Source organism: Arthrobacter silvisoli (assembly GCF_003369445.1).
Classification (GTDB): Bacteria; Actinomycetota; Actinomycetes; order Actinomycetales; family Micrococcaceae; genus Arthrobacter; species Arthrobacter silvisoli.
On sequence record NZ_QRCU01000077.1, the window covers coordinates 172,813 to 197,725 of the forward strand.

The 24,913-nt window shown below is 65.7% G+C and carries 23 protein-coding genes; 10 read left to right on the forward strand and 13 right to left on the reverse strand.

The genetic code is table 11. The features are described 5' to 3' along the window. Positions 1-6: 6 nt before the first annotated feature. From DWV11_RS18460 to DWV11_RS18495, 8 genes are all read right to left on the reverse strand, one after another. Positions 7-960 (reverse strand): type II secretion system F family protein, encoded by a 954-nt coding sequence (locus DWV11_RS18460; RefSeq protein WP_115790352.1) that lies wholly within the window; start codon positions 958-960, stop codon positions 7-9. Then, positions 957-2,429 carry a TadA family conjugal transfer-associated ATPase gene (locus tag DWV11_RS18465; protein ID WP_210725788.1) on the reverse strand — a complete coding sequence of 491 codons (1,473 nt, stop codon included), beginning with the start codon at positions 2,427-2,429 and terminating at the stop codon, positions 957-959. Before DWV11_RS18465 ends, DWV11_RS18460 begins: the two co-directional genes overlap by 4 nt. Then, positions 2,426-3,631 (reverse strand): CpaE/TadZ family protein, encoded by a 1,206-nt coding sequence (locus DWV11_RS18470; protein ID WP_115790353.1) that lies wholly within the window; start codon positions 3,629-3,631, stop codon positions 2,426-2,428. Before DWV11_RS18470 ends, DWV11_RS18465 begins: the two co-directional genes overlap by 4 nt. Continuing rightward, positions 3,628-4,395, reverse strand: coding sequence for a Flp pilus assembly protein CpaB (gene cpaB / locus DWV11_RS18475; RefSeq protein WP_245953779.1), 768 nt, complete (start codon positions 4,393-4,395; stop codon positions 3,628-3,630). The genes DWV11_RS18470 and cpaB overlap by 4 nt, the downstream gene beginning before the upstream one ends. A 42-nt stretch (positions 4,396-4,437) precedes the next feature. Beyond that, the gene (locus DWV11_RS18480; protein ID WP_115790354.1) at positions 4,438-5,466 is read right to left on the reverse strand and encodes a Tad domain-containing protein; all 1,029 of its coding nucleotides are present in this window, start codon (positions 5,464-5,466) and stop codon (positions 4,438-4,440) included. Continuing rightward, positions 5,454-5,837 carry a TadE/TadG family type IV pilus assembly protein gene (locus tag DWV11_RS18485; RefSeq protein WP_115790355.1) on the reverse strand — a complete coding sequence of 128 codons (384 nt, stop codon included), beginning with the start codon at positions 5,835-5,837 and terminating at the stop codon, positions 5,454-5,456. The genes DWV11_RS18480 and DWV11_RS18485 overlap by 13 nt, the downstream gene beginning before the upstream one ends. Before the next feature lie 121 nt (positions 5,838-5,958). Further along, positions 5,959-6,159 (reverse strand): Flp family type IVb pilin, encoded by a 201-nt coding sequence (locus DWV11_RS18490; protein ID WP_115790356.1) that lies wholly within the window; start codon positions 6,157-6,159, stop codon positions 5,959-5,961. Between the two features lie 246 nt (positions 6,160-6,405). Beyond that, a complete protein-coding gene (locus tag DWV11_RS18495) occupies positions 6,406-7,050 on the reverse strand; it encodes a prepilin peptidase (RefSeq protein ID WP_115790357.1) in 645 nt (214 codons plus the stop codon). A gap of 309 nt (positions 7,051-7,359) precedes the next feature. On the opposite strand from DWV11_RS18495, the gene rplM reads away from it, so the two are divergent. The 3 genes from rplM to glmM all read left to right on the forward strand — a co-directional run bounded on the left by rplM (position 7,360) and on the right by glmM (position 9,946). Then, positions 7,360-7,803, forward strand: coding sequence for a 50S ribosomal protein L13 (rplM, locus tag DWV11_RS18500; RefSeq protein WP_074587749.1), 444 nt, complete (start codon positions 7,360-7,362; stop codon positions 7,801-7,803). 37 nt (positions 7,804-7,840) lie between these two features. Then, complete coding sequence (gene rpsI, locus DWV11_RS18505) at positions 7,841-8,344, forward strand: 30S ribosomal protein S9 (RefSeq protein WP_070347934.1); 504 nt, start codon at positions 7,841-7,843, stop codon at positions 8,342-8,344. 237 nt (positions 8,345-8,581) lie between these two features. Next, positions 8,582-9,946 (forward strand): phosphoglucosamine mutase, encoded by a 1,365-nt coding sequence (glmM, locus tag DWV11_RS18510; RefSeq protein WP_115790358.1) that lies wholly within the window; start codon positions 8,582-8,584, stop codon positions 9,944-9,946. A gap of 80 nt (positions 9,947-10,026) precedes the next feature. Here glmM and mscL read toward each other — a convergent pair whose 3' ends face one another. The 5 genes from mscL to ptsP form a co-directional block, all read right to left on the reverse strand. Next, positions 10,027-10,404, reverse strand: a complete 378-nt coding sequence (mscL, locus tag DWV11_RS18515) for a large conductance mechanosensitive channel protein MscL (RefSeq protein WP_115790477.1) — start codon at positions 10,402-10,404, stop codon at positions 10,027-10,029. 40 nt (positions 10,405-10,444) lie between these two features. Continuing rightward, positions 10,445-11,314 carry a M15 family metallopeptidase gene (locus tag DWV11_RS18520; protein ID WP_115790359.1) on the reverse strand — a complete coding sequence of 290 codons (870 nt, stop codon included), beginning with the start codon at positions 11,312-11,314 and terminating at the stop codon, positions 10,445-10,447. 5 nt (positions 11,315-11,319) lie between these two features. Next, a complete protein-coding gene (coaA, locus tag DWV11_RS18525; protein WP_115790360.1) occupies positions 11,320-12,285 on the reverse strand; it encodes a type I pantothenate kinase in 966 nt (321 codons plus the stop codon). Between the two features lie 133 nt (positions 12,286-12,418). Further along, on the reverse strand, positions 12,419-12,697 hold the full coding sequence (locus DWV11_RS18530; RefSeq protein WP_115790361.1) for an HPr family phosphocarrier protein: 279 nt from the start codon (positions 12,695-12,697) through the stop codon (positions 12,419-12,421). Positions 12,698-12,729: 32 nt separating this feature from the next. Continuing rightward, on the reverse strand, positions 12,730-14,415 hold the full coding sequence (gene ptsP / locus DWV11_RS18535) for a phosphoenolpyruvate--protein phosphotransferase (protein ID WP_115790362.1): 1,686 nt from the start codon (positions 14,413-14,415) through the stop codon (positions 12,730-12,732). A gap of 115 nt (positions 14,416-14,530) precedes the next feature. On the opposite strand from ptsP, the gene DWV11_RS18540 reads away from it, so the two are divergent. The 7 genes from DWV11_RS18540 (at position 14,531) to glgX (ending at position 24,911) form a co-directional block, all read left to right on the forward strand. Continuing rightward, positions 14,531-15,253: a TetR/AcrR family transcriptional regulator gene (locus DWV11_RS18540; protein WP_115790363.1), complete on the forward strand. Its 723-nt coding sequence runs from the start codon at positions 14,531-14,533 to the stop codon at positions 15,251-15,253. Between the two features lie 56 nt (positions 15,254-15,309). Then, the gene (locus tag DWV11_RS18545; protein WP_115790364.1) at positions 15,310-17,319 is read left to right on the forward strand and encodes a PTS mannitol transporter subunit IICBA; all 2,010 of its coding nucleotides are present in this window, start codon (positions 15,310-15,312) and stop codon (positions 17,317-17,319) included. Beyond that, a complete protein-coding gene (locus tag DWV11_RS18550) occupies positions 17,319-18,467 on the forward strand; it encodes a mannitol-1-phosphate 5-dehydrogenase (RefSeq protein ID WP_115790365.1) in 1,149 nt (382 codons plus the stop codon). Before DWV11_RS18545 ends, DWV11_RS18550 begins: the two co-directional genes overlap by 1 nt. A gap of 151 nt (positions 18,468-18,618) precedes the next feature. After that, the gene (glmS, locus tag DWV11_RS18555) at positions 18,619-20,511 is read left to right on the forward strand and encodes a glutamine--fructose-6-phosphate transaminase (isomerizing) (protein WP_115790366.1); all 1,893 of its coding nucleotides are present in this window, start codon (positions 18,619-18,621) and stop codon (positions 20,509-20,511) included. Positions 20,512-20,515: 4 nt separating this feature from the next. After that, the gene (locus DWV11_RS18560) at positions 20,516-20,863 is read left to right on the forward strand and encodes a holo-ACP synthase (RefSeq protein ID WP_115790367.1); all 348 of its coding nucleotides are present in this window, start codon (positions 20,516-20,518) and stop codon (positions 20,861-20,863) included. Between the two features lie 13 nt (positions 20,864-20,876). Further along, complete coding sequence (locus DWV11_RS18565) at positions 20,877-22,457, forward strand: NAD(P)H-hydrate epimerase (RefSeq protein WP_210725789.1); 1,581 nt, start codon at positions 20,877-20,879, stop codon at positions 22,455-22,457. 117 nt (positions 22,458-22,574) lie between these two features. Next, positions 22,575-24,911, forward strand: a complete 2,337-nt coding sequence (gene glgX, locus DWV11_RS18570; protein ID WP_115790368.1) for a glycogen debranching protein GlgX — start codon at positions 22,575-22,577, stop codon at positions 24,909-24,911. Positions 24,912-24,913 lie beyond the last annotated feature (2 nt).

Sequence of the window (24,913 nt, forward strand, 5' to 3'; positions counted from 1 at the left end):
TCCTCCTCAGTACTTCGGCTTGATGAGGCGGCTGAGCCAGAAAGCACCGAGACTCAGCATCACGGCCGCGGCTGCGATCATCAGGTATCCGGGCACCGTGGACGTAAAGGTGTGCGCGTACCGTGGATTGATGAAAAGCAGGGCAACGAACATCACGATCGGAAGGGAGATGAGGACGATCGCCGACACCCGGCCTTCTGCGCTCAGGGCCCGCACCTGACGACGGATCCGGTTGCGGTCCCGGATGGTTTCGCCGACGTGGTCCAGCACCTCGGCCAGGTCCCCGCCCACCTCTCGGTGGATCTCAATGGCCTGGGAAATCCAGCCGAAGTCCTCGTTGCGGGTCCGGACGACTACTTCGTTCATTGAGTCGCGGAGATCCCTGCCGATCCGGGTCTCATTGACGATCCGGCTTAGTTCCTCGGACATGGGTTGCTCGCTTTCCTTGGCCGCCGCATCGATGGCGCGGAGCAGGCTGTGCCCGGCGCGCATGCCGCCCGTCAGCATCTGGAGGGTGTCGGGAACCTGCTCGTCAAACTTCGCTTCCCGCCTGGACCTGAGCACGTTGAGCAGGGCAATCAAGCCCACCACCGCGAGGACAGCCAGCAGGAGCGCAAAGAACGGACCTGCGAGCGCAAAGCCGGCGACGGCGGCGAGCGCTACAATCACGCCTGCCAGGAGCACATAGTCGGCAGGCTGCTTCTTAAGCCCGGCTGCGTCGAGCCTCTCCCGTGAAAGGTAGCCTCCCGAGCGCGGCTGGATCCGACTCTCGATCGCTCCCAGTGCCGAGTTGGTCACCGTCGTCAAGATGGAATCCCTGTGGGGCATGTCCGGACGGCGGCGTTGGACGTCGATGGTCCGCCGGGACTTCAGGACGACCCAAAAGACCAAGAACAGAGCAAGGTACATCAGGGCCAGCCCTGCCGGCAGGAGGAACGCGGGAACTGATGAGGCGTTCATCGCCGCATTCCTTGTCCGAGGGCCCCGAACACCGCCGGCGAGATCGGGATGCCGAGTTCCGCAAAGCGGTCGGTGAAGCGGGGACGCACACCGGTCGGCATCGGCCTGCCGAGGAACCTGCCGTTGGCATCGACACCTGCAGAGTAGTCGAACACGAAGGCGTCCTGGAGGGTAACGATGTCCCCTTCCATGCCTTGGACTTCCGTCAGGTGCGTGATGCGTCGGGTGCCGTCACGGAGGCGGGTGATGTGCACGATCAGGTTCACCGCGGAAGCGACCTGCTCCCGGATGGCCCGCAGTGGCAGGTCCATGCCGGCCATCAAGACCAAGGTCTCCAAACGTGCGATGGCATCGCGCGGCGAGTTGGCGTGGACAGTGGAAATCGATCCGTCATGGCCGGTGTTCATGGCCTGCAGCATGTCCAGGGACTCCCCGCCACGGACTTCGCCGACCACAATGCGGTCGGGCCGCATTCGCAGGGAGTTCCGTACGAGATCGCGGATGGTAACTTCGCCGCGCCCCTCGATGTTCGCAGGCCGGCTCTCCAGCCGGACCACATGTTCCTGCTGGAGTTGGAGTTCCACCGCGTCCTCGATGGTGACGATCCTGTCCTCGGCCGGGATGAACGAAGAGAGCACGTTCAGCAAGGTGGTCTTGCCGGTACCCGTACCGCCGGAAACGATGATGTTCAACCGGGCCAGCACGCATGCCCGGAGGAGTTCTGCCATTTCCGGGGTCAGGCTGCCGAACTCGATCAGCTTGTGGACCGTCAGAGCCTCCCTGCCGAACTTACGGATGGTGAGTGAAGGGCCGTTCACCGCCAACGGTGGAATGATGGCGTTCACACGGGAACCATCCGCGAGGCGGGCATCCACCAAGGGCGAGGACTCGTCGATGCGGCGACCGACCCTGGAGACGATCCGTTCGATGACCTTGCGGAGGGCCTCGTCCGAGGTGAACCTTGCCTCCGTCTTGAAGATCCGGCCGTACCGTTCGACGTAGATGCTGTCGAAGCGGTTGACCATCACTTCGGTGATTTCGGGATCGTCGAGGAAACGTTGGATCGGCCCATGGCCCAGGACGTCATCGATGATTTCGGAAATCAGGCGATGACGTTCGGCGGACGTGAGGGGTACCTGCTCGGCGTCGACGACGATTTTCAACTCATCGCGGACGTATTGGTGCAGTTCCCCCTCGTCCAGGCTGGAGTCTGTCAGCCGCGAGCCCATGCGTTCGTACAGGGCGGCACTGGCGCGTTCCTTAAGGCTTCCCAATGCCCCGCTGGCGAGGACTGTTGATTGCATACCCTCGTCGCCCTGTGAGCTCGCCAGGCTTTCCGAGGCACGGACTTCCTGGATGCGGCTCAGCGTGGGTGCTTCGGCATCCGGTTCCGGAGATGTCGGAACCGGAGCTGCGCCGCCTGAGGGTTCTTCTCCATAAAGGCTTTCGAGCCTGCGTGAGAGGTTCACCGGACTACCGCCCTTCTGTGAAGTTGCTTGTGGGTTCGTTCGTCCCAATTGGGCTTGAAGCGCTCCACGAGGGAACGCAATCCTTTGGTTGCGGGATCCCGCCTGTTGTCCTGCAGCAGGGGAACGCCCTTGTTCGTGGAGAATGGCAAGGTCTTCGAGCGCGGAATGGCGACATCCACCGGAACTCCGATGGTCGCCTCCACGTCCGTCAGGCCCAGGCCGCTCCGCGGATCTGCCATGTTCAGGACCACGTGCCGGTGTTGCGGCAGGAGGCGCAGCTCGTCCAGGATGTGCAATCCGGTCCGCAAACCGCGGATGCTCGGAATGTCCATGCCGCAGACCCATACTGCGTCCGTTGCATTCTCCAAGGCTGCCAGGACGTGTTCGCCAAGCCCCGGAGCCGTGTCGATCACGACGTACTGGAACTCGTGCCGCAGCTGCCCCAAGAGGTGGCTGACATGCTCGGCCTTGATGCGGTCCATCTCCACCGGGTTGCGGGGAGCACAGAGCGCATAGATGCTCGCCGGATGGACGCTCAGGTAGGTCTTGAGCACCATCGAGTCTTGGCTCGCCGGCCCGAGGACGGCGTCCGTGATGGTGTGGTCCGGCTCCAGGAGCAGGCCGCTTGCGACGTCGCCGAACTGCAGGTCCAAGTCGACAATGACAACGCCCATGGGGGCGAGGGCACCGAGTCCTACTGCAAGGTTCGTGGCCACCGTGGTCTTGCCGACGCCGCCCTTGGGCGACATGACAGCGATGATCCGCCCGCCGGATGCTTGGTCCGGGGACTCGACGGCACTCGGCGCAAGCCCGCGACGGCGTCCCGCCGCAGCGAGGCTGGCTCGTTCGACCATGACGCGGATTCCGTCGGCCTCGGCCGAAGGAGACAGGATGTCCCTCACACCGGCCCGCATGGCAGCCAGGACCAGTTCAGGGGTCTGCTCCGCCGCGAGCACCACGCTGATCTCCGGGAACTGCAAGTCGAGGAGGGAAGCGTGCTTGAGGGAATCGGTGACGTCCAAGCCGGGGCCCAGGATCAGTACTTCGGGAGGTTCACCCAGGAGCTGGTTGAGGATGTCCTGCGGCCCCTCGGGAAGGTAGTCCGCTTGGAACCACTGCAGGCTGCCGCTCATACCCGCCGTGGCGGAGCGGACCCTGCGTTCGAAGTCGGTGTCCGGTGTGATCAGAATGAAGCGGCTCATCGGAATACCTTGCCGAGAGTCATCACTCCGGAGTTGCCTTGGGTGGCGTCGCCCGGTTCTTTGGTGAGGTAAACGGCCCCGAACTCCACCGCGAAGACGATCTTCTCGACGTCGCTCGCAGGGCGGGCGAGGGTCACCAAATAGGTGCCCTGCGTTGAGGAGTTCTTGTTGGCGTTGAGGGCGCCCCCGCCGGTCGTCTGCTCCGTCTGGTTGGCCGGATCTGCGATGCTACCGGAGCCATCCTGGACGGCCGTGACGAGTACCTTGTGGAGCGACAGTTGGGTCATGTACGGGAGCGACTCGTCTTTTGGCTTGAAAGACAGCAGCACGCCCACCGTGTCACCGGCCTGGAGATTACCGCCGACAACGCGCTCGATGTCGAGTTTGACGGTGACTTCCTGGAGGCCGGTGGGGACTTCCACCCGGCCGCGGCCGACTTGTGATCCGGGGTCCACCATGCGGGAGGCGAGCACTTGTTCGCCCGGCATGAATTCGATGGATGAGACTTTGTTTCCCAGATCGCTAAGGCTCTTGACACTGTCCGCCGCAATGGCTGACCGCGGAATGGCCTTCTTGACGACACTGTCGCCGAACTTGTCGACGCCGGTGCCGGCGGGTATCTCCTTCTGCACAATGTAGACGTCTTCGGTCTCCGTGTTGGCCAGGGCGCGCTTGTCCGCACCTTGGACGTAGAACACGAGCATCACTGTCCCAATGATGGCTACGACAAGCGCAGCGATGCCTCCCAGTAGGCGTGTTTTCACTTTCTTTCTCCTGTCGATGCGCGGAGGGGTGGTACCGGTCCGCTATTTGATGAGTTTCACGATGACGGTGCCGAGGTTTTGCCCAGACCCGGCGCCACCGCCTGTGGCGGCATCGATGGTGGTGTACTTGACGAACTGGCCGATGATGCAGCGATCGTTGCCTCCGGAACAGGCCAGGTTGGAGTTGCCGGTGGCTGCTGTGGTGTTGCGGTACTCGTAGGGACTGCCGTTGCCGAACTTCCACCCGAGGATCTCGAAGGTGGCGTAGCCGATGATGTGGTAGAGGGCTCCATTGCCGGTGCCCGTTGTGGTGTCGTAGACCGGAAAGGTCACATCGACCTTCTTGCCTGCAGAGAGGTCGTTGAGCCAGCCCTGCAGGATGGTGGCGCACTGTGTCGGCTTGTTGTTGCCGGGGTCCGAGCCGACCACGTCGCCCGTTGTAGTGACGGCGTAGCAGTCGGCATCGGGGTCATCCAGCCAGCCCCAGCCACCCGGAACAACGTGTCCGGAGGGATTGGTGCAGGTGACGCCAGGCTTCCAGGAGATCTTCTGCTTGGTGCCGGTAGCCACGCCTCCGCTCAGGTCCCAGCACTTGTTGGAGAACGCGAGCGGGAACGCTCCGCCTCCACCGGGGAAGGTCAGGCCTGCGACGGCCGTGGCACCCACGGTTGCGGGAGCGACATTCAGGGCGCTGGCAAACATTTTGTGCAGGAAGCCGGCCCCGCTCGTGCCGTCAAGAGTTGAAGTCTTGACCGTGACCTGGTTGGCCACACTAAGGTCCACTGATTTGACGGTGGAGGCGTTGTCCCGTGCATTCGAGTTGGCCAAGGAAGCGGCCGCGGCGTTGGCCTGCGCCTGCGTACACCCGCCAGCGGAGGCGCAAAGCTGCGCGACGGCGATCGCCCCCGCGTCTGCGCCGTTCTGCAGTTCGGCCCGTTCGGCGTAAATTTCGCCGACATCCACGGCCATCGCACCCGCGCCGACAAGGACCAGCACCATGACGGCGACCATGACCCCGGCGGCACCGCGTTCATTGCTTGTCTTCCTGGTTCCATGCCTTAGCCACCGCATCGCATGGCCCCCTTTCCGGACACGTTCAGCGATGGGACGAAGAAACCCGTCAGCGTCGGCGTGCTGTACGTGACCGTCGCTGTGACTGTGGCTCCTGCACTGCAGGCACCCGAGAGGCTGACGTTCCCGGGGGCCAGGTTGATGCTCGGAGCTCCCGCGACGCCGGCCGCTTGTGCTTTGCCGGAGTCGTTGGTCACGGCCATGGTCCGCGCAGCTTCGCGTGCAGCCTGGGTCACGGAAATTTGGAGATTGAAGAAATAGGCGAATTCCACGATGGCGACAATAAGGAGCAGAAGAATTGGGGCGACAAGCGCTAATTCAACTGCAACGGCCCCACGTTCTCCATTTTGCCTGGTTTTGCTGCGAGTCATTTTATCCCCCAGTGGATTAGGCAGCTTCAAGGGTAAATGCGCACTTGTTTGAGAAATGGCTGTGCCGCGTCCGCGTAGGCGGACGCGGCACTTGCCTTGGCGCTTTGGATTGCTTGGGTGCTTACCAGCCCTGAACGACGCCGGCCAGGTTCTGGAAGAACTGGTCGAGAGCCGTACCGAACATGCCGACGCCGAACACGATGACCAGTGCGATCAGGCCGACCAGCAGGCCGTATTCAGTCGCTGTCGCGCCCTTTTCGGAGGTGAGGCGGTCCTTGAGGCCGGCGATGTAGGAGACAACGGAGAGCATGAGAGATGACATTGGAAAATCCTTCCCAGATAAGTGATTTGGTTTGAAACGAATTCCAAGCCGCCCCCATATCCAGCGGTTCGGATTTCGATAGCAAAAGAATTCACCCGGGGGTGGGAAGGTGGCAAGACGTGGCTGTACTCGACTTTTTCCGGGTCACATTGACGGTTTTTGCGTGAGTACTCAGTTTCTATTCCGGGTACTACTTGGAAGCGGCGCGGGGCCGTTCGTCAAGTACGCGGGCCTGCCGGCGGGGAACTAGGGCAGGAGCAGCAGCACGCCGATGGCCGCAGCGAACATCGGGGGGCCGTGAGGCGTCTCTTTCGGCGTATTTCCGCGCCCCAGCCGCAACATCAGCACCGTGAACACGCCGCCTACCACGAAGCCCAGCAGTCCCCCATAGAACACCTGTTGCCAACCTAAGTAGCCCAAGTACACGCCAAGGGGTGCGGCGAGCTTCACATCGCCCATTCCGAGGCTCCGCGGAGAAATTAATCCCAGAATCAGGTACCCGGCGAAGAGGACGGCGCCGCCGGCAGCTGCCCGAAGCAGTCCTGCCCAGTCCGAAGCGAGTGCCGCGGAGGCCGCGAAGAGGGCCAATCCTGCCACGAGGAGGCCCAGAACCAGGGGATTTGGAAGCAAATGCAGGGCGATATCAATGCGTGAGAGCTGGACGGCAAGCAGCGCCAGGACAAGAAAAGCCGGCAATTCGGGGGAAACTCCGAAACGCCACGCAAACAGCACAAACAAAAGTCCGGTGATTGCCGCCGTCGTAAGCCTGGCCCAAAGGGGCGGCACGCCACCAAGCCGCGGCAGCCAGAGCTTGATCGCAAGGTCCGCCAGGAGGCTCACGCCGGCGCCGGCGACTCCCGCGAGGACAAGCACGGCAGGGGCGGCGGTCATCGGCACCTCCTCGGACGGCGGCTGGGCAGTTTCCCTCATTCTGCCGCCCGAAGTCCCTCGAAGCCGTCATTTTGACCCTGCAAGTCCCTTGGGGCTATTCTTGATAGTCGTTGTGCGTGTCCTTTCTCGATGACACATGCCCGCTTGGGGATCCAGTTGCAGGATCACATACCCGGGAGGCATTTCGAGGCTTTGGGATGACTGGTTACATAGAGCCCTCACCTCTGTTCCGGTAGCGCATACCTAGTAGGTCCGCGCATGCGCGTGTGGCCTAAAACATGAACGCCAGAACAAGAACGAGGCAAAACCGTGCGTACGTACACCCCGAAGCCCGGCGATATCAACCGCCAGTGGCACGTCATTGACGCCACCGATGTTGTCCTTGGTCGTCTTGCCAGCCAGACCGCAACACTGCTGCGCGGAAAGCACAAGCCGACCTTTGCGTCCCACATGGACATGGGCGACTTCGTCATCATCATCAACGCCGAGAAGGTCGCACTGACCGGCGCCAAGCTGGAGCAGAAGCGCGCTTACCGCCACTCCGGCTACCCGGGCGGCCTGACCTCCGTCAACTACGCGGAACTGCTCGAGTCCAACCCGGTCCGCGCCGTGGAAAAGGCTGTCAAGGGCATGCTCCCCAAGAACTCGCTCGCCGCTCAGCAGCTGAGCAAGCTCAAGGTCTACCGTGGCGCTGAGCACCCGCACGCTGCCCAGCAGCCGAAGACTTTCGAAATCACCCAGGTCGCCCAGTAGTCCTGGCCACCAACCAACTTTTTATACAAGGAGAATCGTGGCTCAGAACGAAGAACTGACCAACGAAGCCGTTGAGGCTGAGGAACTGACCAGCTACACCTCTGAAAGCGCACCGGCTGACGCTGCGCCGAAGAAGGAGCGCCCCGCGCTGACCGTTTCCGGTGCAGCAGTTGGCCGCCGCAAGGAAGCCGTTGCACGCGTTCGCGTTGTGCCGGGCTCCGGCAAGTGGACCATCAACGGCCGCGAGCTGGCCAACTACTTCCCGAACAAGCTGCACCAGCAGGAAGTCAACGAGCCCTTCAAGATCCTCGAACTTGAAGGCGCCTACGACGTCATCGCCCGCATCCACGGCGGTGGCCCCTCCGGCCAGGCCGGTGCCCTGCGCCTCGGTGTTGCCCGTTCGCTGAACGAAATCGACGTCGAGAACAACCGCCCGACCCTGAAGAAGGCCGGCTTCCTGACTCGTGACGCCCGCGTCATCGAGCGTAAGAAGGCCGGTCTCAAAAAGGCACGCCGCGCCCCGCAGTACTCCAAGCGCTAAATTGCGCCTTCCAAAAGAGCGGCTCGCGAAGCGAGTCGCTCTTTTGGTTCCTCCGCGCAATTCAGCGCTCGGCTCCACAAGCGCTCGTCCGCTTGTCCGGCCTTGGCCGGAAGCCTGGAAGCCCGTTCCGCCGTTTTGGCGGGGCGGGCTTCCGTCGTTAACGCCCATGACGGCGGCAGCGGACCATGAGCGGGTCGGGGAGGGGAGGGAGCCGCCCTTCGATTAGACTGGGCAGCGATGTCTAGATTATTTGGAACAGATGGCGTGCGCGGTCTCGCGAACGGAACCCTCACCGCAGAGCTGGCTTTGCAGCTGGCCCAGGCCGCCGCCGTCGTACTTGGCCATGACCGCACCCCCGACGGAAAGCGGCCGCGCGCCGTCGTCGCCCGTGACCCGCGGGCGAGCGGCGAGTTCATCGCAGCGTCCGTCGAAGCTGGCCTCGCCAGCTCCGGAATCGACGTGTTCGACGCCGGCGTGCTGCCCACCCCGGCAGCCGCCTACCTGGTGGCGGACCTCGACGCCGATTTCGGCGTCATGATTTCGGCCTCCCACAACCCGGCTCCGGACAACGGGATCAAGTTCTTTGCCCGCGGCGGGCAGAAGCTGCCCGACGACGTCGAGAACGCGATCGAGGCACAGCTCGGCAAGGAGCCCTCCCGCCCGCTGGGCGGCGACGTCGGACGCATCCAGCGCTTCTCCGACGCCGAGGACCGCTACATCGTCCACCTGCTCACCACCCTGCCGCACCGGCTCGACGGGCTCCGTGTGGTCCTCGACTGCGCCCACGGCGCCGCGAGCGGCTGCTCGCCGCAGGTGTTCAAGGACGCCGGCGCCGACGTGATTGTCATCGGCGCCGAACCGGACGGCCTGAACATCAACGACGGTGTCGGCTCCACACACCTCGGTCCGCTGAAGGAAGCCGTCCTGAAGTACGGCGCCGACCTCGGTATCGCCCACGACGGCGACGCCGACCGCTGCCTCGCCGTGGACCACGAGGGCAACGAGGTGGACGGCGACCAGATCATGGCCATCCTCGCGCTGGCCCTGAAGGAATCCGGAAGGCTCAAGGACGACGTCCTCGTGGCGACCGTCATGAGCAACCTTGGCCTCAAGATCGCCCTCCGCAAGGCGGGCATCTCCATCCGCGAAACCGCTGTCGGTGACCGCTACGTGCTCGAGGAAATGCGCGCGGGCGGCTACAGCCTGGGCGGCGAGCAGTCCGGCCACGTGATCTTCTCGGATTACGCCACCACCGGCGATGGCGTTCTCACCGGACTCCAACTGGCAGCCCAGGTGGCGCGCACCGGACGTTCCCTGAAGGAACTCGCCACGAGCATGACCAAGCTCCCGCAGCTGATGATCAACGTGAAGGGCGTGGACAAGTCCCGCGCCGCCACGGATGAGGGCGTGGCTGCCGCGGTTGCCGCGGCGGAACTGGAACTCGGCGAATCCGGCCGCGTCCTGTTGCGCCCCTCCGGCACCGAAGCGCTGGTCCGTGTCATGGTCGAGGCCGCCGACATGGAAACGGCCAAGCGGATCTGCACCGAGCTTGCCGGCGTCGTGGAAGACCGCCTCGGAATTCCCCGCGAGCTTCCGGTCTGAGCTTAAACAAGTACGGCTGTGGCCCGTCTCCCCAGGAGGCGGGCCACAGCCGTTTTTCGCTGCTTGCCGGGTTGGAGGGGCTACTTGCGGGCGGCCAGGCTGTCCCGGATTTCGGTGAGCAGCACGATGTGCGGATCGACTTCCGCTTCCGGTTCCTTGATGCCGAGTTTTGCGTTGCGACGCTCGATCAGGTGGTTCATGGGCACAACCACGACGAAGTAGATCGCGCCCGCTACGAGCACGAAATTGATGATGGCAGCAAGGACGCTGCCGTAGGCAAAACCTTCCCAGGTCATGCCGGCAAGGTCCTTGGCGTTGAAAATACGGGCAATCAGTGGGGCCAGGAGACCCTTGACGATCGAATCGACCACCGCGTTGAAGGCGGTACCGATGACGACAGCCACGGCAAGGTCGATGACGTTGCCCTGCATGAGAAACTTCTTGAATCCGCTCAACATGGCTCCAAAATAGCGCAGGACCTGCGAAGGATCCGGGAACTCAGCGATAGCCGGGTGCCGCTTCAAGCCCGAAGTACTCCTCCAGGGTGGTGATTCCGCGCTTGGCCATGTCCCCGGCCGCCTCGGGCCCGATGTACCGCAGGTGCCAGGGTTCGTAGTAGTAGCCGGTGGTTTCGTGGAGCATCCACGGGTAGCGGACCACGAAACCGTACGTGAACGCGTTGGCCTTCACCCACACCGCTGCCGGTTGTTCCGCGAAGCAAGGCTGGAAGCTGCAGGCCCCGCCGCCGTCGCCGATGTCGAAGGCCCAGCCGGTCTGGTGTTCCGAGAAGCCCGGGCGCGCCGAGGCGGTGTCCGCCGATGCCCGGCCGCGGGTGTTGACGTAGCCGTTGTACGTGGCCGTCTGGGTCTGGAAGGAACGGTAGCCGGACGCCAGGGTCAGGGTGACGCCCACAGCCGCGGCCGCCGCGAAGAGTTTCCCGGCCGCTGCCGCCGTCGTGCTGTTGAGCAGCGCCGACTCGCCGCTGGTGGCGAGTTGCACGGCCGGCTGCACCAGGTCCGGCGGGGCGAACTGCAGCGGCGTGAGCGGGCGGTGCTTGTTGACCACCACCCAGGGGCTGCGCGGATCAGTGAGCGAATGCTGTTTCGCGAGGGACGCCGACGGCGGCAGCGCGCCTTTCCCGGGCGCAGCAGCGGGCTGCCTGGCCGTCGCGGTCGGGCTGCTTGATACGGCCGGGCTGCTTGATACGGCCGGGCCGCCAGCCGCCGTCGGGCTGGCTGTTCCGCTGCCGCCTGCGGCGCCCGTTCCCTTGGAATCCTCCGGCGTGCAGGCCGTGAGCACGGTCAGGCCCAAGCCCGCGGCGAGCAGCGCCGTGACCGTCCTGCGGTCCGGCGCGGTGTTGTGGCACATGCGTGCTAGACCTTTCGGAGGAGCATCCTGCGGATGGTGTGGTCGGCGTCCTTGGTGAGCACCAGTTGCGCGCGGCCGCGGGTAGGCAGGACGTTCTCTTCCAGGTTTGGTTCGTTGATGCGCTTCCAGATGCCGCGCGCCGTCGCTTCGGCTTCGGCGTCGGACAGCGTGGCATAGCGGTGGAAGTAGGATTCCGGCTGCGCGAAGGCGGTGCCGCGGAGCTTCCGGAACCGGTCCACGTACCACTCTTCGATATAGGAGGTCTTGGCGTCCACGTAGATGGAGAAGTCGAAGAAGTCGCTCAGGGCCAGGCCTTGCCGGCCGTCCTGGCGCGGACGCGCAGGGGCCAGGACGTTCAGGCCTTCGACGATGAGCACGTCCGGGCGGCGGACCACCACTTCCTTGTCCGGCACGATGTCGTAGGTGACGTGCGAGTACCAGGGGGCCCGGACTTCCTCGGCGCCGCCTTTGATCTCGCTGACGAAGCGGAGGAGCGCCCGGCGGTCGTAGGACTCGGGGAAGCCCTTGCGTTCGAGCAGGTGCCGGCGCTTCAGCTCGGCGAGCGGGTAGAGGAAACCGTCGGTGGTGATGAGCTCGACGTTAGGGGTACCCGGCCAGCGGCGCAGCATTTCGCGCAGCACGCGGGCGATGGTGGACTTCCCGACGGCGACCGAGCCCGCCACGCCGATCACGAACGGCGTGCGCTGGGTCTGTTCGCCGAGGAAGGTGGTGGTGGCTGCGTGCAGCTGGTGCGATGCCTCCACGTAGAGGTGCAGGAGCCGCGACAACGGCAGATAGACCTCGCGCACTTCGTTCATATCAAGAGGATCGCCAAGACCGCGCAGCCTGATGATGTCCTCTTCATTGAGAGGCTGCTCCATCTGCGCTGCCAGTCGGGACCAGGTCTGCCTGTCCAGCTCCACGAAAGGCGAGGAAGTGTCGCCGTTCGCCTCGTTGCGTTGCAATGTCACCTAAGTGATTCTGCCCCTCCCGGACTCCAACGCGAAATGCGGGTAGTCCGATTCCGGGTCGGACCAGGCACGTTCGCGGCGCAAATGCCAGTGGCCCGCCCCTGTGCGGAGCGGGCCACCGGCAGCTGCACCCCTACTCGGCGTCGTGGTCGGTTTCGAGGACCTGGACCAGGCAGTCGAGGGCCTGCTCCGCGCCCTCACCCTCGGCCCTCAGCACCACCACGTCGCCCTGGGCGGCGCCGAGGGTCATGAGCGACAGGATGCTGGCGGCATCGAGCGCGTCATCGGCAGGATCGCCCTGCATGGCGATGGTGACCTCCACTGACTGCTCGCCCGCGGCCTCGGCGAACAGGGCGGCGGGGCGGGCGTGCAGGCCGGAGCGGCTGGCGATGGTGGCGGTGCGTTCGGGCATGGGTTCTCCTTGGGGGTAGCTGGTTGAAGGACTTAGAGCCCGAGCTCTTCGAGCACGGGAAGTTTGGCGCGGACCCACTCGCGGGCTTCGGCGGCACCGGGTGCCGAAAGCGCGAGCCTGGCCAGTTCCTGTGCCTGCTCCAGGGTGACGGTCTTCAGGACCGTGCCCACGGCGGCCAGTGAGCGGGCGGTCATGGACAGCGTGGACACCCCCAGGCCGGCGAGGACGACGGCGAGGGCCGGGTCCGCGGCCGCCTCGCCGCACACGCCGATCGGCTTGTTGTTGCCCTCCAGTGCCGAGCCTTCAACAGTGAGCTGGACCAGCCGGAGCACGGCGGGCTGCCACGGTGTGTTGAGCTCGGCAAGGGGCCCGAGCTGCCGGTCCGCCGCCATGGCGTATTGGGTGAGGTCGTTAGTGCCAAGGGAGGCGAAACCCACCTCGCGCAGCACCGCGGCTGCCGTCAGCGCCGCGGAGGGGACCTCCACCATGACGCCCGGAGTCTTCAACCCCGCCGCCGCACACAGGGAAGCGAAGCGTGCGGCTTCGGCGGCCGTGGAAATCATGGGCGCCATGACCCACACATCGGCTTCGGATTCGGACGCGGCCCGCGCGATCGCCGACAGTTGGCGTTCCAGGACACCCGGAGTGGTGAAGTCCGTGCGGTAGCCGCGGACGCCGAGGGCGGGGTTGGGCTCGGTGGCGTCCGTAAGGAATGGCAGGGGCTTGTCCGCGCCGGCGTCGAGGGTGCGCAGGACTACTTTCTTGCCGGGGAAGGCATCGAACACGGCCTTGTACGCGGCCGCCTGCTCGTCCACGGACGGTTCGGTGTCGCGTTCCAGGAAGCAGAACTCGGTGCGGAAAAGGCCCACGCCCTGGGCGCCGAGCCCGGCGGCTGCCACGGCGTCCTTGGCTCCGCCCACGTTGGCCAGGAGCGGCACCAGATGGCCGTCCGCCGTCGTGCCGTTACCGTCGAAGCCGGCCAGCGTGGCCGAGGTTTCAGCCCAGGCTGCGGCCGCCGCGCGCTGCTCCTCGGAGGGAGCGACCGCCACGAAACCCGCCGCGCCGTCGACGTACACCTCGGAGCCGTCCGGCACTTCGTCCACGCCGTGCGCGGCAACCACAGCGGGCAGCCCAAGGGAGCGGGCAATGATGGCGGTGTGCGACTGCGGCCCGCCGCCGGAGGTCACCAGCGCCAGGACCTTGGCTGGGTCCAGGGTGGCGGTGTCGGCCGGGGCGAGGTCCTCGGCCACGAGGATGAAGGGGGACTCCGAGGAGGGGATACCTGGAGCGGGGACGCCGCGCAGTTCTGCGACGATACGGGAACGGACATCCAAGACGTCGGTGGCGCGTTCGGCCATGTACCCGCCGAGATTGTGCAGCATCTCGGCCACGGACGCGCCGGCTTCCCAGATGGCACGTTCGGCCGAGGTGCCGGCGTTGATGAGCTTGGCGGCCTGCTTCAGCAGCATGGTGTCCCTGGCCATGAGCGCGGTGGCCTCCAGGACGGCTTTTCCGTCGCCGGCGGCGGTGTCTGCGCGGGCCTTGAGGCCGTCGTGCACAGACTGCGCTGCGGACTTCAGGCCTGCGACGGCGGCCTCCGCGCTGATGCCCGGATCCAGGCGTTCGCCCGATGGCGGTTCGGTCACCGCCTTCGGCATCCGGCGGACTGGGCCGACGATGCGGCCCGGGCTGACTCCTACCCCGTGGAAATTCTGCACTGAATCCTCTGCTTCTCTTCGTTGCCGGTCCCGGCGGCGACGGCGCCGCGGATCTGCGAAAAATTGTTTGTGAGCCACTTCATATAGCGGCGCTATAGATGCTAGGGTAGCGGCTATGAGTTTCGATGACCAGCTTCCGCCCAAAGTCCGGCTGCTCCGCGCGGCGGCCGAACTGCTGGCGAATTCGGAAGGGTCAGCGGTCTCAACGCGCCAGATCACCAAGCTGGCGGGGGTCACGGCACCGACGCTCTACCACCACTTCGGCGACAAAGAAGGCTTGTTCGATGCTGTTGTGTCGGCCGGCTTTGAAGAGTACGTGGCGGGGGAGCGGGACTTCGCCCCCTCCGGGGAGCCCCTGGAGGACATCCGGCGGATGTGGGACAACCACGTGGCGTTCGGACTGGCCCAACCCCACCTGTACCTGGTGATGTTCGGCAACATCAGGCCCGAAAGCCGCCCGGCAGTCGTCGCTGACGCCGAGGGGCTCCTCGAAGAAATGCTGAACAAGGCCGCGATCGCCGGCCAGATCAACGTGCCGCCCCGCGAAGCGGCACGAAGCATCCTCGCAGCCAACGTGGGTGTCACTCTCATGCTCATCTCCGAACCGGCCGAAGACCGGAACCTCGAGCTCTCAACGATGACCCGGGATTCCATGATCTTCGCCGTCTCCACGGAAACCGCCCGTGGCGCCGCAACGGAGGACTCCGGTAAATCCTCCGTGGTTGTTGCGGCAATCGCCCTGAATGCGGCACTGCAGGCCTCGCATTCGGATCAACTGTCCAGTTCTGAACTGAAGCTCTTCCTTGAATGGCTTCACCGCATTTCGAGCAGCTCCTAAGGGCTGCCCCTGCCTCGACTAGCCCGCGCCGTCGCGGGATACCGTTAGGAATTCACATGGCAACAGAGACCGTTGCAAAGCCCCGGACCAGCCTGCGCGTTGGCGTCCAAAAGTTCGGAACATTCCTGTCCGGCATGATCATGCCCAATATCGGTGCCTTTATCGCCTGGGGCATCATCACCGCCCTGTTCATCGAAAAAGGCTGGATTCCCGTGCCCGCGCTCGGCGGCTTCGGCACCAACGCCGCGGGAGTCGCCAACGTGGGCCTGGTCGGCCCCATGATCACCTACCTGCTTCCCCTGCTGATCGGCTACACCGGCGGCAAGATCGTCTACGATGTCCGCGGTGGCGTCGTGGGCGCCATCGGTACCATGGGCGTCATCGTCGGCGCCGGCATCCCGATGTTCATCGGCGCCATGATCATGGGCCCGCTCGGTGGCTGGACCATCAAGCAGCTCGACCGCCTCTGGGACGGCAAGATCCGTCCCGGCTTCGAAATGCTGGTGAACAACTTCTCCGCAGGCATCTGGGGAGCGATCCTGGCCGGCCTTGGCTTCTACGGCATTTCGCCGCTGGTCACGTGGTTCAGCCAGGGCGCCGGAAACGTGGTCCAATTCCTGGTCCACAACAACGTGCTGCCGTTGACCAGCATCTTCATCGAGCCGGCCAAGGTCCTCTTCCTGAACAACGCCATCAACCACGGCGTGCTCACCCCGCTGGGCATCCAGCAGTCCCTGGAGCAGGGCAAGTCCATCCTGTTCCTGCTCGAAGCAAACCCCGGCCCGGGCCTGGGCGTGCTGCTGGCCTACATGTTCTTCGGCCGCGGCGCTGCCCGCGCGTCGGCTCCGGGTGCTGCGATCATCCACTTCCTCGGCGGTATCCACGAGATCTACTTCCCGTACGTGCTGATGAAGCCGATCCTGATCCTCGCCACCATCGGCGGCGGCATGACCGGCATCGCAACGCTTGCCATCACGAACTCCGGCCTGGTGGCACCGTCCGCCCCGGGCTCGATCTTCGCGGTCCTCTTCCAGACCTCCCGCGACAGCTACGTCGGCGTGATCCTCGCCGTGGTGCTCGCCGCAACGGTGTCGTTCCTGATCGCCTCCCTGATCCTGAGGACGTCGAAGGACAAGGGCGAGGACGACCTCGCCGCAGCCACGTCCCGCATGGAAGCCATGAAGGGCAAGAAGAGCTCCGTGTCCTCCGCGCTGATGGGCGGCCGAAGCGACGTCGCGGTCCTGGCCCGCCCCGTGCAGAGCATTGTGTTCGCCTGCGACGCCGGCATGGGCTCCAGTGCGATGGGTGCTACGGTCCTGCGCAACAAGATCAAGGCGGCCGGCTTCCCGGATGTCAAGGTCACCAACTCGGCCATCGCCAACCTGAGTGACACCTACGACGTGGTGGTCACACACCAGGACCTGACGGAGCGGGCCCAGCCGAAGACCTCGAGCGCCGTGCACTATTCGGTGGACAACTTCATGAACAGCCCCAAGTACGACGAAATCGTGGAGCTCGTGAAGACCAGCAACACCGAAGGTCCTGCTGCCGCCCACCCGGACAGCGCGATCGAAGCCGAAGCAGCCCCCGCCCAGGGTGCGCATGTCGCGGAGCCGGTTGCCGCCGTCGGGAGCAAGGACGTGCTGCTTCCCGAAAGCGTGATCCTGGACGGCACCGCGCGTGACCGCGACACTGCGATCGACGAGGCCGGGAAGCTCCTGCTGGACCGCGGGGCCGTGGACACCACCTACGTCCAGGCCATGCACGAACGCGAGGAGTCCGTGTCCACCTACATGGGCAGCTTCCTGGCGATCCCGCACGGAACCAATGACGCCAAGGAGCACATCAAGCACTCGGCAGTGTCAATCGTCCGCTACCCCGAGGGCATCGACTGGGGCGGCAAGCAAGTGAAGTTCGTCGTCGGCGTGGCCGGCCTCAACAATGAACACCTCCACATCCTCGCCTCCATCGCGAAGATCTTCACCAACAAGGCACAGGTAGCCCAGTTGGAGGAAGCAAGCACCGTTGAGCAAATCCTGGAGCTGTTCGGAAAGGTCAACGCATAGTGAAGGCAGTCCATTTCGGGGCAGGCAACATCGGGCGCGGATTCGTGGGGCTGCTGCTGCACGAGGCCGGTTATGAGGTGGTGTTCGCGGACGTCGCGGACGCGCTGATCAGCCAGCTCGCAGCCGCGGACAGCTACGCGGTGCACGAGGTCGGCGAGAACCCGGCGGCCAAGACCGTCGAGGGGTTCCGGGCACTGAACTCGGGTACCCAGGAAGCCGCCGTCGTCGAGGAAATCTCGACGGCGGACGTGGTCACCACAGCGGTCGGGCCGCACATCCTGAAGTTCGTGGCTCCGGTAATCGCACGGGGGCTTGCCGCCCGGAACGCGTCGCTGCCGCCGTTGCAGGTGATGGCCTGCGAGAACGCCATCAACGCCACGGACCTCCTCCGCGAGGAGGTCCGGGCGGCCTGGGACGATTCCGCAGGCGATCTGGACGCCGTCGCGGTTTTCGCCAATACCGCAGTGGACCGCATCGTTCCCAACCAGGCGCCGGGCCAGGGCCTGGACGTCACGGTGGAGACGTTCCATGAGTGGGTCATCGACCGCACGCCGTTCGGCGGCAACGCGCCGGTGATCCCGGGAGCGACGTTCGTGGACGAGCTGGGACCGTACATCGAGCGCAAGCTGTTCACGGTGAACACCGGGCACGCCTCGGCCGCCTACTTCGGTTACCAGGCAGGGCTGGAGAAGATCTCCGATGCCATGGCGGATCCGGCCGTGGCGGCGAAGGTCCGGGCCGTGCTCGACGAAACCAAGGAACTGCTGGTGGCCAAGCACGGGTTCGCCGAGGCCGAGCAGGAAGCCTATGTGCAGAAGATCCTGTCACGCTTCACCAACCCGCACTTGCCGGACACGGTGGTCCGCGTGGGCCGCGCACCCCTGCGTAAGCTCAGCCGGCACGAGCGGTTCGTCGGACCCGCTGCGGAACTCGCCGAGCGCGGGGTGACGCCGGCAGCCCTGCTGGACGCCATCTCCGCAGCCCTTCGTTTTGACGACGGCTCGGACGCCGAGGCCAAGGAACTGGCTGAGACCTTGGCCACGCTGGACGCCGCCGAGGCCACCCGGAAGATCACCGGCATCGGCGCCGGGCACCCGCTGTTCGGCGAGCTGCTTCGCCTTGTCAGCGAACGCAAGGCAGAGCTCTAGGCGGGCATATTTCCCTTGCCGGCGACGACGCGGCCTTCCCCGGAAACGGACGGGGAGGGCCGCATGGTTGCGCGACCATTATGGGGCGGATGCGTCACATTCGCCTGACATCCCACCTCCGTTGTCGCCGAGAACAGTTAGGCTTGTGTCCATGTGTGGAATCGTTGGTTATGTTGGTAATTCGTCCCGTCCGGCAGGCGCCGGGCACGGAGCCCTGGACGTCGTCCTCGAAGGCCTGCGCCGCCTGGAGTACCGGGGCTACGACTCGGCAGGCGTGGCGGTCGTCGCCGACGGCGCCATTTCTTCCCGTAAGAAGGCGGGAAAGCTCGGCAACCTCCTTGGCGAACTCGAAGCCAAGCCGCTCCCTGAATCCCTGACCGGCATCGGACACACGCGCTGGGCAACCCACGGCGGTCCGACCGATGGAAACGCCCACCCGCACCTGGCCGACGGCGGACGCCTGGCTGTGATCCACAACGGCATCATCGAAAACTTTGCGGAACTGAAGCAGGGGCTCCTGGCCAAGGGCGTCGAGTTCAGCTCCGAAACCGACACCGAGGTCGCCGCAGCCCTGCTGGGCGACATCTTCCGCAACCAGCTCGGCGGCGACTCCTCCAAGGGATCCCTGACCGAAGCCATGCAGCTTGCCTGCCAGCGCCTCGAGGGCGCCTTCACCCTGCTGGCCGTGCACGCCGACCAGCCCGGCGTCGTCGTCGCAGCCCGCCGCAACTCCCCGCTCGTGGTGGGCCTCGGCGAGGGTGAAAACTTCCTCGGCTCCGACGTCTCCGGCTTCATCGACTACACCCGCCGCGCCGTCGAACTGGGCCAGGACCAGATCGTCACCATCACCGCCGACTCCGTGGAGATCACCGACTTCTTCGGTGCCCCGGCCGAAGGCAAGGAATACAACGTCGACTGGGACCCGGCCTCTGCCGAAAAGGGCGGCTTCAACTCCTTCATGGAGAAGGAAATCCACGACCAGCCCGACGCCGTCGCGCAGACCCTGCTGGGCCGCTCGGACCTCAACGGCAAGCTGACCCTGGACGAGCTCCGCATCGACCCCGAGCTCCTCAAGCAGGTCGACAAGATCATCGTCCTCGCCTGCGGCACGGCCGCCTACGCCGGCCTCGTGGCCAAGTACGCCATCGAGAACTGGTGCCGCATTCCCACCGAGGTGGAACTGGCCCACGAGTTCCGCTACCGTGACCCGATCGTGGACGCCAACACCCTGGTGGTCTCCATCAGCCAGTCCGGCGAAACGATGGACACCCTGATGGCCGTCCGCTACGCCCGGGAACAAGGCGCCAAGACCATCTCCATCTGCAACACCAACGGCTCCACGATTCCGCGTGAATCCGATGCCGTCCTCTACACCCACGCCGGCCCGGAAATCGCCGTGGCTTCCACGAAGGCCTTCCTGGCGCAGATCACCGCGGCCTACCTGCTCGGCCTGTACCTCGCCCAGCTGCGCGGCAACATCTTCACCGGCCAGATCAAGGACGTCCTCGCGGACCTGTCCAAGATCCCGGCCAAGATCCAGAAGATCCTGGACGCCTCGGGCCCGCTGCGCGAACTTGCCCGCAGCATGAAGGACGAGAAGTCCGTGCTGTTCCTGGGCCGCCACGTCGGCTTCCCGGTGGCCCTCGAGGGCGCGCTGAAGCTCAAGGAAATCGCCTACATCCACGCTGAAGGTTTCGCCGCGGGCGAGCTCAAGCACGGCCCGATCGCCCTGATCGACGAAGGCCAGCCGGTCTTCGTGGTGGTTCCGTCCCCCCGCGGCCGCGACTCCCTGCACTCCAAGGTGGTCAGCAACATCCAGGAAGTCCGCGCCCGTGGCGCCCGGACCCTGGTGATTGCCGAAGAGGGCGACGAAGCTGTGCGCGACTACGCCGAGCACGTCTTCTACGTTCCGGAGACTCCCACGCTGCTCATGCCGCTGCTGACCACGGTCCCGCTGCAGATCTTCGCAGCGGAACTCGCAGGAGCCAAGGGCTACGACGTGGACCAGCCCCGCAATCTCGCCAAGAGCGTGACCGTAGAATAACGCCATGATTGTTGGCATCGGAGTAGACGTCGTAGACATCGAACGGTTCGAACGGCAGCTCGAACGGACCCCCGGACTGCGGGACCGGCTGTTCGTGCCCGCCGAGCGGGAACTCCACGTGCGCTCCCTGGCCGCGCGGTTTGCGGCCAAGGAAGCCGTGGCGAAGGTCCTCGGGGCCCCGGCCGGCATGAACTGGCAGGACTGCTGGATCGGCCTGGACGAGAACGGGCCCACCATCAAGGTCCAGGGAACGGTCCTTGCCGTGGCGAATGCGAAGGGCGTCAAAACGTGGCACCTGTCCATGAGCCACGACGGCGGGATCGCCACGGCCATGGTCGTCGCCGAACGCTGACAACAAACATTCGATGATCAGCGCCTTCACCGGGACACAAGTCAGGGAAGCGGAACAACCGCTCCTGGACTCCGGTGAGGGCGCTGTTCTCATGCAGCGGGCAGCGTACGGCTTGGCGGCCGCCGTCGTGCGTGAACTGCACAGCCGCGGCCGCCGGATCTACGGCTCGCGGGTGACCGTCCTCGCGGGCAAGGGCAACAACGGCGGGGACGGACTGTTCGCCGCGGCCAGGCTCGCCGCCCGCGGAATGCGCACGACGGCGGTGCTCACCGCCGATTCCGCCCACCCTGAGGCGCTGGCCGCGTTCCTCGCCGGCGGCGGCCGGGCATACCGGCTCGCGGCGGACAACGTGGAGGATCTGGCCGTGCTGGCGGCGGGCGACGACGTCATCATAGATGCCGTGCTCGGCACCGGCGCCCGCGGCGGCCTGCGTGGAACCGCCGCCGAACTCGTATCCCTGCTCGAAGAACTCAAGCCGGCGCTGGTAGTGGCCTGCGACATCCCGAGCGGCGTGGACGCCGACAGCGGCGAAGTGCACTGGCCCGTGCTGCGCGCGCACGTGACGGTCAGCTTCGGCGGGATCAAGGCGGGACTGCTGGCCGAACCTGGCGAGGGCCGGGCCGGGCGGGCCGAACTGGTGCGGATCGGGATCGAGGACCGGCTGCCGGACGCTTCGCTCCGCCGCCTGGGTGCCGCCGATCTCGCCGCGGTCCTGCCGGCGCCCGGCCGCCGTGACCACAAGTACAGCAGGGGAGTGCTCGGCGTGGTGGCCGGCTCGGAACGCTACCCCGGGGCTGCGATGCTGGCCGTGGAAAGCGCGGCCGTGTCCGGGGCCGGCATGGTCCGGTACCTCGGCCCTGATAACGTGGCCAGGCAGGTGCTGGCGCGCACGCCCGAAGCGATCGTGGAGCCGGGCAGCCCGGGCCGCGTCCAGGCCTGGCTGCTGGGTCCCGGACTCGCCGAAGATTCGGCGTCGGACGCCGACGGCCGCCAGCTCCAGCGGGCCCGCGACACGCTCAAGGCCGCCTTCACCGCGGGCCAGCCTGCCGTCGTCGACGCCGGAGCGCTCGGCCTGCTGCCGGACCGCTGCCCGGCCCACTGGATCCTCACCCCGCACGCGGGCGAACTGGCCGCCTTCCTGTCCCGGAACGAATCCGCCCGCGGGGAAACCGCCGTGACAAGGGACGACGTCGAATCCCGGCCTCTGCACTTTGCCCGCCTTGCCGCCGCGGACAGTGGCGCCACGGTGCTCCTCAAGGGCGCCACGACACTGGTGGCATCGCCGTCGGGCACGGTGTTCAGCCAATCGGAAGGCACGCCGTGGCTGGCCACGGCCGGCAGCGGCGACGTGCTGGCCGGGCTGCTCGGTTCGCTGGCAGCGCAATACGCGCAGAGCGCCATGGACGACGACGGGCCCTTCGCTGCCCTCGGCATCCCCCCGGAGGACCGCTGGGCTGCTGCTGCGGCCGTCGCCGCGAGCCTGCACGGGCGCGCGGGAAGCGGGGCATCGGACGGCGGGCCCTTGACGGCCCGGGCCGTCCTGCGGGAGTTGCCAAGGGTGCTGGGCAGCCTGCGAAACGGAAGCCCAGGATGAGGCGCTTGGGTTACGCAGGGCGTGCATGACCGTAATCTGGGCGTGGTAGCTTGGCACATCGCCGCAGCGGCCCGTCCGCGGGAGGCGGAGGCTTTGTCCCCTAGGCAAGGAGAACCTGTGGAAGTATGGCCCGGAACGGCTTATCCCTTGGGCGCGAGCTTTGACGGGAGCGGCACCAACTTTGCTCTCTTCAGCGAAAACGCGGAGAAGGTGGAGCTGTGCCTGATCGGTGACGACGGCACGGAAGAGCGCGTCGAACTGAGGGAAGTGGACGGCTACGTCTGGCATTGCTACCTGCCGGCGGTGCAGCCGGGCCAGAAATACGGGTACCGCGTCCACGGGCCTTACGACCCTCCGGCCGGGCACCGCTTCAATCCCAACAAGCTCCTCCTGGACCCCTACGCCAAGGCGGTCCATCGGCAGATCGACTGGGACCCGGCACTGTTCTCCTACAACATGGGCGATCCCGACTCCCGGAACGACGCCGATTCGGCGCCGCACATGATGCTGGGCGTCGTCATCAACCCCTTCTTCGACTGGGCCGGCGACCAACTGCTGCGGATCCCGTATCACAAGTCCGTCATCTACGAAGCACACGTCAAAGGGCTGACCCAGCTCCACCCGGAGGTTCCCGAGGAGCAGCGCGGCACCTATGCCGGCGTCGCGCATCCGGCAGTGATCTCCCACCTGAAGAAACTCGGCGTCACCGCGATCGAACTCATGCCCGTCCACCAGTTCACCAACGACGGCATCCTGCAGGACCGGGGACTGAACAACTACTGGGGCTACAACACCATCGGCTTCTTCGCCCCGCACAACGGCTACAGCTCCAAGGGTGACACCGGCCAGCAGGTCCAGGACTTCAAAGCCATGGTGCGTTCCCTGCACGACGCCGGCATCGAAGTGATCCTGGACGTGGTCTACAACCACACCGCGGAGGGCAACCACCTCGGCCCCACCCTTTCCTTCAAGGGCATCGACAACTCCGCCTACTACCGCTTGGTTGAAGGCGACTTGAAGCACTACATGGACTACACCGGCACGGGGAACTCCCTGAACGTGCGCAGCCCGCATTCGCTGCAGCTGCTGATGGACTCGCTGCGCTACTGGGTGACTGAAATGCATGTGGACGGGTTCCGCTTCGACCTCGCCTCGACCCTGGCGCGCGAGTTCTACGACGTGGACAAGCTGTCCTCCTTCTTCGAACTCATCCAGCAGGACCCCGTGGTGTCGCAGGTCAAGCTGATCGCCGAGCCCTGGGATGTGGGGCCCGGCGGCTACCAGGTGGGCAATTTCCCGCCGCAGTGGACCGAATGGAATGGCAAGTACCGCGACACCGTGCGGGACTTCTGGCGCGGCGAACCTTCAACCCTTGGTGAGTTCGCGTCGCGGCTCACGGGTTCGGCCGACCTCTACGAGCACTCCGGCCGCCGGCCGGTCGCTTCCATCAACTTCGTGACCGCCCACGACGGCTTCACCCTGGCTGACCTGGTCTCGTACAACGAGAAGCACAACGAGGCCAACGGGGAAAACAACAACGACGGCGAATCCCACAACCGCTCCTGGAACTGCGGCGCGGAAGGCCCCACGGAGGACCCGAAGGTGCTGGCGCTCCGGGCCCGGCAGCAGCGCAACTTCATCGCCTCCCTGCTGCTGTCCCAGGGCGTGCCCATGCTGGCGCACGGCGACGAGCTCGGCCGCACCCAGCAGGGCAACAACAACGCCTACTGCCAGGACTCCGAACTGACCTGGATCAACTGGGACAGCGTGGACCAACCGCTTGTGGAGTTCACCGCCGCGGTCAGCGCCTTGCGCGCCAAGCACCCCACCTTCCGCCGCAGCCGTTTCTTCGACGGCCGCCCGGCGCTGCGCGGGGAGGGCGAACGCCTGCCGGACATCGTCTGGCTCGACGTCGACGGAAGCACCATGACGCCGTCGGACTGGGACAGCGGCTTCGGCCGTTCGGTGGGCGTGTTTCTCAACGGGGACGGCATCCGGGGCCGGGACAACCAAGGCCGCCGGATCACCGACGTGAACTTCCTCCTGTACTTCAACGCCCACGACGACGAGGTGGGTTTCCGGGTCCCCTCTGACGAGTACGCGCCCAAGTGGGACGTGATCATCGATACGGCCGGCGGCCACGCCGACGAACCCGTCGAAGCGGAATCGCTGCTCCCTGTGGGCGCAAAGGCCCTGGTGGTCCTGCGGGCCCACACCACACCGGAAAGCGAGCCCGACCATTCCGTGGCCGCGTCCCTTGCAGCCCTCTCGCAGACGGCCACTCCGGAGACGGCCGCCCTGACGGCGCCGGCAACGCCGCCACCGTCCGTCGCGGAAGAAAGCGCAGGAAAAGCACCCGCGCCGGAACGCAAGCCCGCACCGGAACGCAAGCCCGCACCGATTGTCTCCGCACCGGAAAGCAAGCCCCCGAGGAAGAACTCCACGAAAGGGTAACC